12 protein-coding genes are annotated in these 12,257 nt (G+C 40.5%); 9 read left to right on the top strand and 3 right to left on the bottom strand.

Annotation, left to right across the window (positions count from 1 at the left end; all coding sequences use genetic code 11):
- Window positions 1–172: 172 nt before the first annotated feature.
- The gene (locus ACNHOZ_RS11990; protein ID WP_394553979.1) at window positions 173–1,102 is read right to left on the bottom strand and encodes a DUF3298 and DUF4163 domain-containing protein; all 930 of its coding nucleotides are present in this window, start codon (window positions 1,100–1,102) and stop codon (window positions 173–175) included.
- Window positions 1,103–1,533: 431 nt separating this feature from the next.
- Here ACNHOZ_RS11990 and ACNHOZ_RS11985 point away from each other — a divergent pair, with 431 nt between their 5' ends.
- From ACNHOZ_RS11985 to ACNHOZ_RS11965, 5 genes are all read left to right on the top strand, one after another.
- Window positions 1,534–1,791, top strand: coding sequence for a FeoA family protein (locus ACNHOZ_RS11985; RefSeq protein WP_098627654.1), 258 nt, complete (start codon window positions 1,534–1,536; stop codon window positions 1,789–1,791).
- On the top strand, window positions 1,784–2,515 hold the full coding sequence (locus ACNHOZ_RS11980; protein WP_394553976.1) for a FeoB small GTPase domain-containing protein: 732 nt from the start codon (window positions 1,784–1,786) through the stop codon (window positions 2,513–2,515). The genes ACNHOZ_RS11985 and ACNHOZ_RS11980 overlap by 8 nt, the downstream gene beginning before the upstream one ends.
- A 13-nt stretch (window positions 2,516–2,528) precedes the next feature.
- Window positions 2,529–3,896 (top strand): nucleoside recognition domain-containing protein, encoded by a 1,368-nt coding sequence (locus ACNHOZ_RS11975; protein ID WP_394555228.1) that lies wholly within the window; start codon window positions 2,529–2,531, stop codon window positions 3,894–3,896.
- 180 nt (window positions 3,897–4,076) lie between these two features.
- Window positions 4,077–4,760, top strand: coding sequence for a hypothetical protein (locus tag ACNHOZ_RS11970; protein ID WP_165636333.1), 684 nt, complete (start codon window positions 4,077–4,079; stop codon window positions 4,758–4,760).
- Window positions 4,761–4,833: 73 nt separating this feature from the next.
- Entirely contained in the window at window positions 4,834–5,211 is a 378-nt protein-coding gene (locus ACNHOZ_RS11965) for a hypothetical protein (protein WP_154991898.1), read from the top strand.
- A gap of 45 nt (window positions 5,212–5,256) precedes the next feature.
- Here ACNHOZ_RS11965 and ACNHOZ_RS11960 read toward each other — a convergent pair whose 3' ends face one another.
- Window positions 5,257–5,637: a FixH family protein gene (locus tag ACNHOZ_RS11960; RefSeq protein ID WP_394553974.1), complete on the bottom strand. Its 381-nt coding sequence runs from the start codon at window positions 5,635–5,637 to the stop codon at window positions 5,257–5,259.
- Between the two features lie 230 nt (window positions 5,638–5,867).
- Here ACNHOZ_RS11960 and ACNHOZ_RS11955 point away from each other — a divergent pair, with 230 nt between their 5' ends.
- Window positions 5,868–6,851, top strand: coding sequence for an HD domain-containing protein (locus tag ACNHOZ_RS11955; protein WP_394553972.1), 984 nt, complete (start codon window positions 5,868–5,870; stop codon window positions 6,849–6,851).
- 88 nt (window positions 6,852–6,939) lie between these two features.
- Here the strand turns inward: ACNHOZ_RS11955 and ACNHOZ_RS11950 are convergent, their stop codons facing one another.
- The gene (locus tag ACNHOZ_RS11950) at window positions 6,940–8,046 is read right to left on the bottom strand and encodes a GntR family transcriptional regulator (protein WP_047750279.1); all 1,107 of its coding nucleotides are present in this window, start codon (window positions 8,044–8,046) and stop codon (window positions 6,940–6,942) included.
- 338 nt (window positions 8,047–8,384) lie between these two features.
- Here ACNHOZ_RS11950 and ACNHOZ_RS11945 point away from each other — a divergent pair, with 338 nt between their 5' ends.
- From ACNHOZ_RS11945 to araA, 3 genes are read left to right on the top strand one after another with little or no spacing between them, the layout of a single operon-like run.
- Window positions 8,385–10,016 carry a xylulokinase gene (locus tag ACNHOZ_RS11945; RefSeq protein ID WP_394553969.1) on the top strand — a complete coding sequence of 544 codons (1,632 nt, stop codon included), beginning with the start codon at window positions 8,385–8,387 and terminating at the stop codon, window positions 10,014–10,016.
- Window positions 10,010–10,708 carry an L-ribulose-5-phosphate 4-epimerase gene (locus ACNHOZ_RS11940; RefSeq protein ID WP_098999159.1) on the top strand — a complete coding sequence of 233 codons (699 nt, stop codon included), beginning with the start codon at window positions 10,010–10,012 and terminating at the stop codon, window positions 10,706–10,708. Before ACNHOZ_RS11945 ends, ACNHOZ_RS11940 begins: the two co-directional genes overlap by 7 nt.
- A 29-nt stretch (window positions 10,709–10,737) precedes the next feature.
- Entirely contained in the window at window positions 10,738–12,162 is a 1,425-nt protein-coding gene (gene araA, locus ACNHOZ_RS11935; RefSeq protein ID WP_394553967.1) for an L-arabinose isomerase, read from the top strand.
- The last annotated feature ends 95 nt before the right edge of the window (window positions 12,163–12,257 follow it).

The following is a 12,257-nucleotide window of genomic DNA, read 5'->3' as shown; positions in this document are numbered from 1 at the left end:
GCTTTTCATATGCTAAGATTATCTCGTATTTTTCCTGTGAAGAATAAGTTTTTCTTCTCATAAAAAAGCCCCCAATTAAGTAAACAGATTTTTTATTTACTCTGTCTACTTAATTGGGAGCATATCAATGGTTCGCATGCTTCTTTTTTTTATGTTTTTTTGTACGACGATCTTATTTATAAATGGTGGACGGAACTTTAAACGTATGAATGCCGTTAGAATACGGGCCGTACTCATACTCACCAAATATAATGGCAATGCCGCTACTTGTATAGTAAAACTGATCGTCTTTTAAATTTACAGACTTAAATTCATTAACCCAGAACTGAGCACCTTTTTTATTACGCGCAATCATTTCATTCCGGATATAGTTATTAACTTTATTCAACTTCGTATTATTGTTAATAATATCTTTTAAGCTAATTTGTCGAGCTTTTAACAAATCGTAATTGTAAGTATCAATCCAAGCGTTGCCGTGAACGCCGCCAGCGTACGCATCATTCGTAACAGCAACACTTAAAATATTATCTTGGTTGTAAGGTACAGAGTATGTCATATTACGAGAATAAGGACCTGGCGCCCAGCCGTTTTTGCGGTCTTCCTTCTCTTGTTCTTTTAGCTCGTTATGTTCTTTTTGTGCTTCTTTCGCAATATTTAAGAACTTTCGATTATAGCTAGCCTCAAATGGTTTATTGATAAGAGCAGATACCTGAGGGTAACTAATGTTGCTTGCTAAAGATTTCTTCGTAACCGTTACTCCTAGTGCTTGAATTTTGTCACGAGGGGCTTTTTCATACTTAATGCTTGATGACTTTTGAGCATAGGTACCTTTTGATACCCCATAAAGACCACCAAATTTGCTAGATTCAGAATACACGCGGAATACTTGCCCTTTTGTCACTTTTCTAGCCGCTACTAACTTGTTGTTTTTTATGTTGTAAAGATTCGTGTTCTTTAAAACGGTAACGCGTCCTATTTGCCCTTTAACCAGTTCCTGATTCCCCCACACGACTTTTGCTTCTGCAACTGTTTGCGGAGCAAGCGGTGAAAATAACAAAGCAAAACCTAAAACAACTGCGCTAACTCTTTTGAACATTTTCATAGAAGCCCCCTAAAGTGATTTTGTAGGTTTTAAAGCTAATCGATACTTTATTTTTCAAAAAAACCCATTCACTAGTATAGCATATTTTTACAGTTTTTTACTTTTGTCAATTCGTTTTTACTAAATTATTTTTCGACTTGATTCCTCTTATTAAATGATTAAATAAAATAGACCGGTGCACTTTATGCCTTTAGTAGAAAGAAGAAAAAAGTCAATTATTTACCCTGGACTAAAAAAGTTTCCTGTGGTAAACTTTCGGTATTATGACACATAAAAACTGAAAATTTTAAATAAATCATGCTGACATGTTCATTTTTCTGCTTAAGCAGAATAGCCTATTACAAATCAACGAGTATATTTTTTTACCTTAAAAGTTGGTCTGATGAAAAAAATATAACCTTGTATAAAAAATAAGAAGGGGTGAAAAATAGATGGCTAGTGTAAAAAATTCTCCGCTGTCTACATTTACGACAGGTGAAACGGTGCAGCTAGAGCGAATTGAAATCGAAGGTGCCTTAAAGCGCCGCTTGTTAGATTTAGGGTTTATTCCAGGAGCCATCATCAAAGTGCTTCAAAAAAGCCCGTTGGGAGATCCTGTTGCTTATCAAGTCAGTCATACAACGATTGGTCTCAGAAAAGAAGAAAGCTCAAAAATTTATGTGAAAAAAGTAGGTGACGACGGTGAGTGAGTATCGTATTGCATTAGCAGGAAATCCGAACACGGGAAAAAGTACGTTATTTAACGGATTAACCGGTCTTAAGCAGCACACGGGAAACTGGACGGGAAAAACCGTGGCCAAAGCAGAAGGGACGTTTGAACATCACGAGCAGCTCTACACAATCGTCGATCTGCCTGGAACGTATTCACTTTATTCAAACTCGGCGGATGAAGAAGTAGCGCGCGATTATATTTTATTTGAAAGACCTGACGTGACGGTTGTTGTGGTGGATGCAACGGCGATGGAACGAAATCTTAATCTAGCCCTGCAGGTAATGGAAATGACGGAAAACGTCGTGATTTGTGTGAACTTAATGGATGAAGCAAAGAAAAAAGGAATTGTGATTAACGAAAAAAAGCTCGCTGAATCGTTAGGGGTACCGGTTGTGCCTATATCAGCACGTAATAAAAAAGGCATTACGAATTTGCTGGATGCGATTGAAGGAGTCGTGCGCGGGGAAGTAAAGCTTACTCCTTACCAGGTGCAGTATACAAAAGAAATTGAATCGTCACTAAAGGAGCTAGAACCTCAAGTTGCTTCTATTGTGGGAAATCAATTTCCTCTCCGCTGGATTGCTTTACGGGTTCTTGATGGAGACACGTCGTTTTTAGAAACGATTCAGCAGCATCAGCAGCAAGATATCAGCCACACAGAAAGGAGGAACAGCGCATATGGGAAATCCGTTAACTCCTGAAAACTCATTAGCGATGGAACAGCTAACGCGCTATGCGCAACAGGCAAAAGAAAAAGATCATCGTTCAAATATGGTGGCAAGCATTTATCAGTCGTCACAGCAAATATGTAAAAAAGCCGTTGTGTACCAAGACCGCTCAAAGCTTCAGCGCACGGAGAAATTGGATAAAGTCTTCACTTCGCCAATCTGGGGATTTCCGATTATGCTTGGTATTTTATCGATCATCTTTTATATCACTATAGCAGGGGCAAACGTTCCTTCTGGATTAATTGCAGAAGGGTTCGGCTGGGCGGAAGGATATTTAACAGCTTTCTTTCAAGCGATGCATGCACCAGAATGGCTACACGGAATTCTTGTATTAGGACTGTTTCGCGGTACGGGTTGGGTCATTAGCGTCATGCTGCCTCCGATGGCTATCTTTTTTCCGGTGTTTGCGCTTTTAGAAAACTATGGCTATTTGCCTCGCGTCGCGTTTAATATGGATCGTTTGTTCAAACGAGCAGGCGCACACGGCAAGCAGTCGCTGACGATGGCGATGGGGTTTGGATGTAACGCCGCAGCGATTATGTCAACGCGTATTATTGAATCGCCGCGTGAACGTATGATGGCGATTTTAACAAATAACTTTGTTCCATGTAACGGCAGATGGCCTACGCTGATTTTGTTAGCTTCTTTATTTATGGCAACAGGCTTTACAGGGAGTGCTAAAACTTTCGTAACGGCGCTTGTGGTAGTGGGAACCGTGTTATTTGGAATTGTTGTGACGCTGTTTGTATCATGGGCACTGTCTAAAACGGCACTGCGCGGAGTACCAACACACTATACGCTCGAGCTTCCGCCTTACCGTAAGCCAAAATTTGTAGATACAATTGTACGCGCAACGCTGGATAAATCGCTTTTTGTGTTAAAACGCGCGATTATTGTTGCAGCACCCGCGGCGGTGTTAACGTGGGTATTGGCTAATATCTATATTGGCGATACGAGTATTTTAATGCACTTCGTTCAGTTTCTTGATCCGTTTGCCAAGACGCTAGGACTAGACGGGTATATATTAGCTGCTTTTATTATTGGCTTGCCGGCTAATGAAATTGTTGTACCAGTTTTACTAATGGCGTATTTATCAACGGGTTCATTAATTGAAATCGAAGATGCGACAAGACTTAAGCAAATTTTCCTTGATCACCACTGGACTTGGCTAACGGCTCTTAACATGATGCTGTTTTCGCTTCTGCATTTTCCGTGCGGAACAACGCTTGTGAACATTTATAAAGAAACCAAAAATGTTAAGTGGACGTTTCTTGCTTTTGCGATTCCAACAGTGATTGCGATTGGCGTTACGTTTGCGGTTGCTCAAGTAGTAAAAGCGTTGAACCTTATTTAAATATGAAATAAACGTGCAGGGCTTTGCGAAAAGTCCTGTATTTTTTATGAGCTGCTGTTTTAATAGATTTTTAGTTTCCCCACGGGTGATGAATTGATATTTTTTAGATGAAATGGTAATTTATATGGTGTGTATTTCTTTTATGATATGCACAGATTTAACTTCTGGGGGAGAACAACTATGGCAAAAAACAAGGCAGCAGAAACCATCTGCTGGCTGGCAATCCTTGCTCTCCTTATTCTCAGTATCGTAAATGTCGTTTATAAAGGTACAAAACAAACGCTTCTATTTACGAGAGATGAGCTGAAGTCTGGAGAAGTAAGCAAAAGCTGGGAATCGTTTCGAAAAGAGCAGCAGCTGTCACAGCACAAAGCAAAAATAGAAAATTTTCGTTTAACGCTAGATAGAGATCAAAACATATCTTCTATGCGGTTTACAGTGATAGATCCTTCTGATAATAACTCCTATAAAATGTTGGGTTACAGCTCTTGTTTTTCATGTGAAGATCAAGGAGAGGACTGGTTGACGGTTACAAGCGACAAAGTTGATGGAAAGCCTGCTCAATATGACCGATTAATGACCGCAGATGAGTTCTTTTCGAAGGTGGAAATCCTTAACAACCAGCATTTCTTTACAACTAGTCGCTATGCGTACACGCACCTTTATTCTACCGGTGAGTACGAGAATACGAGCTATGACGGTCCTTACTTTGTTCTAGAGGGAACGGAGTTAAAACAACTACAAACCTCTCATTCTTCGAACAAAGATTATCGTGATTACGGCAGCATACAAGTGATTGGCAGCAACAGTTCGGGAAGCTATGAGACAAGCGAGGGTACGACCAAAAGCGTTATCATCAGGTAAAAAGAAGCGGCGGTTTGCATCACGAGAGATTAATAGAAAAAAGCGCCAATGAAATGCTAAAAGGAGGCTGACGGTGGGGATATTTTTTAATAAAATAGATTCAAACAAGAGGAGTAAGTATCAAACAAGGCTGTATTCTTGCTTCACTGTTCTCATCATAATCAATGTGATTAACAGCTGGTTTCTCGAGTGGCTGTGGCTTTATATCACCACAAGTAGCGTTCTTGTTATACTAGTCGTATTCCTGCTCAAAACACCTAAACGTGATTTAGAGAAAGAGTGGAAGCAGCTAGAAATAGAGAAAGACGAGGCTTTTGAAAACAGAGTCAATTTGATGATGATGAATGGCCGAAGTGACGTTCAGGCTATTAAATACATACGAAAAGAAAAAAATCTTGGTCTGCTTCATGCGAAGCAGTATCTTGACCGTATTAAAGAATCAAAGAAATAATAAAAGCGACCTTTGACAAGCAGAGGTCGCTTTTTGATAGGCTATTTATTCTTTCTCGCCAACCGTCACTTTTTTCGTAAACATTTTCATGTCGCCTTTTATCGTCACATGAGCGGTAATCGTATATTCGCCGTCGTCTTTAAACGTATAGTCGGTGCTGTATGCGCCGTTATCCTGATGTTTTGCATCGATCATTTCTTGATTAATATAGCCTTCTTTTTCGACTTGGATTTGTACGGCATCTGCATTTTCTATCTTTTTGTCTCCTTGTGTAACGAGCACGTTAATAGCTGTTTTTTCATTTGCTTTAATGGTTTGAGGGACTTCAATTGTTCCTTTAACTTCCTGTGATTTTTGCTCGTTTCCTTTTGAACAGCCGACTACGGCAATGACTAAAATGAGCAGCAGCATACTAAGCTTTTTCATAAATATCTCCTTTTTATCTTACTTTCTACTAGTAAATAAATTTCTCCATAAAACTTTATCACTTAAGTTATAAAATAAAATCATCCCAATGAGTGATTTTTTATGAGTGTGACGGCAAGAAAATTGAACATTTTGTTACAAAAAATAGGTTACTATCACAATGCGGCTTTACAGCATTGTGTCTTGACCTTAGGATTAAACATAATAAGCTAGGAAAGGGAGAGAAGGATATGCTTACACTTTATGATGAACTGTACGGCAATTTTGAAGCAGAAAGCGTTCTTTTAGAACTGATTCAAAGTGACCCCGTACAGCGTTTAAAAGGAATTTACCAAGGCGGAGCGAGCCGGTTCGTAAATGAAAAATGGAATACTACTCGATATGATCATTCCATTGGTGCGATGATGCTTGTACATAGGCTAGGAGGCTCTTTGGAAGAGCAAATAGCGGCTTTATTACATGACGTTTCACATACGGCATTTTCTCATGTAATTGACTATGTTTTGGAACAAAAAGAAGAAAATTATCATGAAATGATTTACGAACAAATTGTGACCGGGTCGTCTATTCCTTCTATTTTAACGAGCGCCGGTTTAAACTGGCGAGATATCTTACTTGATGAAAGCGAGTGGACGCTGCTTGAACAGAACGCTCCGCGCTTATGCGCTGACCGCGTGGATTATACACTGAGGGATTTGTACGTATGCGGCGAGATTACTTTACAAGAAGTGCATGCGTTTTTGGATCAGCTTGTCGGATTTAATGGACAAATGGCGTGCAGTAATTTATCAGCGGCAGAGTGGTTTGTGGATGCTTACTACAAAGAAGTCATTGGCTTTTTTATGAATCCGCTCAATATGTTTGGGAATTATCAGCTGACGGAAATTATCAAGCTTGCTTTGCAGAAAGATATAGTGTCTATGGAAGATTTTTTAAAGCAGGATGACGATGTGATTAGGTTGCTGAAAAACGCTGGAGATAGCAGCATTGAAGGGATGTTATCTGCTCTTTTTGACAGCAAAGTAGAAACAGGAACTGCGTCTTGTTATGATGTTTACCAAACGACAAAAATGCGCTGGGTTGATCCTCTTGTTATTGGTTCAGATGGGGCGGCTCCTGTATCTCAGCTATCACTTACCGCTAAAAGAGCAATAGAGCAAGCGAAACAAAGGATAGAAAAAGGAGTATATATCATCGTTCAGGCTCCGTTATAAAATGAATCGTTACATAAAGAAGGGGATGCAATAATGTGCATCCCCTTATCTTATAAGAAGTTTTATAGACCTCTAAAGAAGCCTTCTCTTAACGAACTTCATCACGCTTTGCAGTTAGTTCTTTAATCGTTTCGCCTTCAACTAACACAGGCTGATAGTAAGTTTCGTTTGGCAAATCTTTTTTGCCCTGCAGCTTTTTAATGATCCAATCCGCCGCATCGCGTCCCATTTGTTCCTGCGGATGGGTTAACGTTGTTAAATTAATCGTCGCATTTTTAGCGATGTACGAATTGTCTTGACCAATAATTGACAACTTGTCCGGAATGGAAATGCCAAGCTGTCTGCATACATTTACGACTTCTAACCCTACTTCATCGTTATAGCAGACAAGAGCGGTCATTTCGTCTTGATTTTCAGTAAGAAACTCTTTTAAATTAGCGTACAAATCGAGCTTTGTTTCGGTGTTAAAAGACAAAATATGCTCAGGCTGAAAGCGGAGTTTTGCATCACCGAGCGCTTTTATGTAGCCTTTCATTCGGTATTTTCCTTGCAAGTCATCCATTTTGGCAATGAGTCCAATTTGTGTATGTCCTTTTGAAATTAATTCATTTGTGGCAAGGTAGCTTGACTGAACGTCATCTAAACAAAAAAACGGAACCTCTAATTCTTCGTAGTAGGCGTTAATCATCGTAAATGGAACGTCTTGTTCTTTGAATGATAAATAATACGAGATGTTTGGATTGTACAAATTACTTTTTGTAGGCTCAACAATTAAGCCGTCTACTCCGTAGGAAAGCATCATTTCCAGCGCTTTTTTTTCTTGTTCCACATCATTATTCGTGCTAGCCAGCAGCAGCGAATAATTATCTTTATTTAATCTGCTTTCAATTCCACGAATGATCGAAGGGAAAATATAGTCGGAAATATACGTGGTAATAACGCCGATCGTTTTGTTGGCAGAAGCCCCGCTCGCTTTGGATTGATACTGATTGCTTACATAGGTGCCAGACCCTTTTTCGCTTCTTAAAAATCCTTCATTCGACAGCTCTAAAATCGCTTTTCGAACCGTATGTCTGCTGACACCATACGTTTCTTGCATGACCGATTCAGTCGGGATTTGCTCGCCAATGCTGTAATCGCCTGAAAGAATTTTGCTTTTTATATCCTCAATAATCACCTGATATTTTGGTTTCATGTTTTCACTTCTTTCGTAGTTGTATACATTCAACTTTTTTTATGTGAAAAATTTGTATGGACATATTTTATCATGAACGTGAATAAATGAAAAGATTTCCGTAATTTTTAATCAAAAGGAAAATGATTTAAGGGTTGAATACCGATTTTTTAAAAGTTTAAGAAGAGAATAGTAGGGTGTTTTGAGTATTTGTGTGCATATATAATTTTATTATTGACAAATGTACGTACAAATAAATATACTTAAGTTGTTAACAAATTCAAACAGCGTTACACAAAACGGAAAGCGCTTCCTTGCTGCTATAGGTATCTTTATAGCTATCAGAAAGGAGATTAAACGTGAAAACAACTCAAGAAACCATAAAACAAGCAATTGCTAAAGGAAAAACGTCCCTTGGAATTGAACTTGGATCTACTCGTATTAAAGCGGTGCTGATTGACGAAAATTTTGAAACGATCGCATCAGGCAGTTATGAATGGGAAAATCTCTTGGAAGACGGTTTTTGGACGTACAACTTACTTGATATTATTACAGGTTTGCAAAGTGCTTACCGTGAAATGAAGCAAGAAGTGGAACGAAGCTACGGAATCACCATTCGAACAGTTGGCTCTATCGGTGTTTCAGCTATGATGCACGGATATATGGCGTTTGATAAAACGGGTGAGCTGCTTGTTCCGTTTCGAACGTGGCGTAATGCAACAACAAGCGAAGCAGCAAAAGAATTAACTGAACATTTTAACTTTAATATTCCTGAACGATGGAGCATTGCGCATCTGTATCAGGCCATCATCAATCAAGAAAAACACCTGCCGCGCATCCATTACATAACAACGTTAGCCGGCTATATTCACTGGCTGCTGACGGGCACTAAGGCGCTTGGGATTGGAGATGCCTCGGGGATGTTTCCGATTGATGAACGCACAAAAAATTACAGCGAAGCGATGATGAAGCAGTTTGATGAGCTTATTTCTTACAAAGGATATCCGTGGCAACTAACAGATATTCTGCCTGCAGTTCATACTTCAGGCGAGCAAGCAGGCATATTAACAGCGATAGGAGCTAGCATTTTAGATCAATCAAAAAATTTGCAGCCGGGCATTCCGTTTTGTCCTCCAGAAGGAGATGCAGGAACGGGAATGGTGGCGACAAACAGCGTAAGAAAACGCACGGGAAATGTTTCAGTAGGAACGTCCGTTTTTGCGATGATTGTACTAGATAAAAAGCTTTCAAAAGTCTATCCGGAAATTGATTTGGTTACCACGCCAAACGGCAGCCCAGTTGCCATGGTTCATGCGAATAACTGCTCAAGCGACTTAAACGCTTGGCTCGGATTGTTTCGTGAATTTTCGGAGGCGATGGGGCAAAAAGTAGAGTCGGATAAATTATTCCAAGTGATGTTAAATAAAGCGCTAGAAGCTGATCCTGATGGAGGGGGCTTGCTTAGCTACGGCTATTTCTCAGGTGAAAATATTACCGGAGTAGAAAGTGGACGTCCGCTATTTGTCCGTTCAGCAAAAAGCAAGTTTAATCTAGCAAACTTTATGCGTACACATCTTTTTACAGCTTTTGGCGCTTTAAAAATAGGAATGGATCTTTTAGTCAAAGAAGAAAACGTAAAGATTCACAGTATTTTAGCGCACGGAGGATTATTTAAAACGCCGGTAGTGGGTCAAAAAATGATGGCAGCGGCAATTAATACCCCGGTTTCCGTCATGGACACAGCGGGAGAAGGCGGCGCGTGGGGCATGGCTATTCTTTCTTCTTACATGCTCAATAAAAGTGAGAATGAAAGTTTAGAAGATTTCTTGGATGATAAAGTCTTTAAAGAAGTGACCGCACAGGAAATCTACCCTGACGAGCTCGATGTAAAAGGGTTTGAAGCATTTATTAAAAGATATAAAAAAGGGCTAGTGATTGAAAAAACAGCTGCCGAGCATCACAGCGAAGAACGGGAGGAGTTACTGTGCTAGATAAATTAAAAGAAGAAGTATTTCAAGCAAACCTCGATTTGCCAAAACACGGACTGGTCAAGTACACGTGGGGAAATGTAAGTGCAGTTGATCGAGACAGCGGTTTGTTTGTGATTAAACCAAGCGGGGTGACGTATGAAAAAATGACGGCACAAGACATGGTCGTCGTCGATTTAGATGGCCGCGTGGTAGAAGGTGAGCTTAACCCGTCGTCTGATACGCTGACACATGCTGTACTATATAAACACTATCCCGAAATTGGCGGTATTGCTCATACGCATTCAACGTGGGCGACCATTTGGGCTCAAGCAGGGCTTGATGTGCAGGCAATGGGAACGACTCATGCCGATACCTTTTATGGTTCCGTACCGTGCGCGCGCTTTTTGACAGAAAAAGAAGTGAATGACGGATATGAAGTGGAAACGGGCAAGGTAATCATTGAAACGTTTGAAAAGCGCGGTTTAGATGTGCTAGCGGTTCCTGGTATTTTACTTCAAGGACACGGGCCGTTTACGTGGGGAAAAGATGCCAAAACGGCGGTAATGAACAGCGTCGTATTAGACGAAGTATCCAAGATGAACTTCTTTACACAAAAATTAAACGGGCTGGCTGAAGAGCTGCCGCAGCGTATATTAGACAAACATTATTTACGAAAACACGGACAAAATGCGTATTACGGGCAAGGGAATTAAAAGACTTACATACAGAAAAGGGGATTATCATGTTAAAAACGACTCAAAAAGAATTTTGGTTTATTGTTGGTTCACAGCATCTTTACGGAAAAGAAGCGCTAGCAGAAGTAAAAGCACACGCGCAAAGTATGACTGATGCTTTAAATGAAAGCGGTATCTTACCTTATCCGCTTGTGCTGCAAGATTTAGCTGTGAACGCTGATACGATTACAAGCATGATGAAAGAAGTGAATTACCGAGATGAAGTTGCCGGTGTAATCACGTGGATGCATACGTTCTCGCCTGCAAAAATGTGGATTCGCGGTACCAAGTTGCTGCAAAAACCGCTGCTTCATTTGGCAACACAATTTAACGAAAGCATTCCTTGGGAAACGATTGATATGGATTTTATGAACTTGAATCAGTCCGCTCACGGTGATCGTGAATACGGCTTTATCAACGCGCGTTTGAACAAGAAAAATAAAATCGTAGTAGGCTACTGGGAGCGCCCCGAAGTACAGCAGCAAATTGCACAGTGGATGGACGTAGCCGCTGCTTATAACGAAAGCTTCAACATTAAAGTTGCGCGTTTCGGTGACAATATGCGCAACGTGGGAGTGACAGAAGGAGATAAAATCGAAGCGCAAATTCAATTTGGATGGACGGTTGACTACTTTGGAATCGGTGACCTTGTTCAATATGTCAATGCCGTTACGGAAGAAGAAATCAATGATTTATTTGCTGAATATGCAGACGCGTATGAATTTGTTTACGGTGATTATTCTGCAGAAGACTGGGAGTCTAGCGTAAAAGTACAGGCAAGCTATGAAATTGCGATTAAACGTTTTCTAGACGAAGGCGGCTACAGCGCTTTTACGACTAACTTTGAAGATTTGTACGGCATGAAGCAGCTTCCAGGTCTAGCCGTACAACGCTTGATGGCACAAGGATACGGATTTGCTGGTGAAGGAGACTGGAAAACAGCGGCGCTTGACCGCCTGCTTAAAGTGATGAGCCACAATCAGTCAACGGGCTTTATGGAAGACTACACGTATGAATTAGCACCCGGACGTGAGTCAGTGCTTCAATCACACATGCTTGAAGTAGACCCGACGCTAGCGATAAACAAGCCAAAACTAATCGTTTCTCCGCTAGGTATCGGCAACCGCGAAGACCCGGCCCGCTTAGTGTTTGACGGTAAACAAGGAGAAGGTGTAGTCGTTTCCATGGCTGACTTTGGCACGCATTACAAGCTGTTAATTAACGAAGTATCGGCATTTGAGCCGGAAGTTCCAGCTCCAAATCTTCCTGTGGCACGCGTGCTTTGGAACATTAAGCCGAACTTCCAAGACGGCGTTAAAGCGTGGATTGAAAACGGAGGAGGCCATCATACGGTTCTTTCATTAAATTTAACTACGGATCAAATTGTGAGCTATGCAAAGCTTGTGAATTTAGAGTACGTCATTATTAAGTAAGCATCATTACTTCCAAGGGAGCGCTGCTTCCTTGGAAGTGAAAATATAGCGTCAGTAAAAGAACGCCGTTTTTAGAAATAAATGAAAGCGTTTTA

It is taken from the genome of Priestia sp. D51 (genome assembly GCF_053345675.1).
The sequence above is the reverse complement of the archived record's forward strand: the minus strand, read 5'-3'. Positions and strand labels throughout refer to the sequence as shown.

What these genes read in the sequence shown, in the direction of transcription:
- ACNHOZ_RS11990 (WP_394553979.1), bottom strand. Translation starts at nt 1,102, where the DNA reads ATGAAAATGTTCAAAAGAGTTAGCGCAGTTGTTTTAGGTTTTGCTTTG.
- ACNHOZ_RS11985 (WP_098627654.1), top strand. Translation starts at nt 1,534, where the DNA reads ATGGCTAGTGTAAAAAATTCTCCGCTGTCTACATTTACGACAGGTGAA.
- ACNHOZ_RS11975 (WP_394555228.1), top strand. Translation starts at nt 2,529, where the DNA reads ATGGAACAGCTAACGCGCTATGCGCAACAGGCAAAAGAAAAAGATCAT.
- ACNHOZ_RS11970 (WP_165636333.1), top strand. Translation starts at nt 4,077, where the DNA reads ATGGCAAAAAACAAGGCAGCAGAAACCATCTGCTGGCTGGCAATCCTT.
- ACNHOZ_RS11960 (WP_394553974.1), bottom strand. Translation starts at nt 5,637, where the DNA reads ATGAAAAAGCTTAGTATGCTGCTGCTCATTTTAGTCATTGCCGTAGTC.
- ACNHOZ_RS11955 (WP_394553972.1), top strand. Translation starts at nt 5,868, where the DNA reads ATGCTTACACTTTATGATGAACTGTACGGCAATTTTGAAGCAGAAAGC.
- ACNHOZ_RS11950 (WP_047750279.1), bottom strand. Translation starts at nt 8,046, where the DNA reads ATGAAACCAAAATATCAGGTGATTATTGAGGATATAAAAAGCAAAATT.
- araA (WP_394553967.1), top strand. Translation starts at nt 10,738, where the DNA reads ATGTTAAAAACGACTCAAAAAGAATTTTGGTTTATTGTTGGTTCACAG.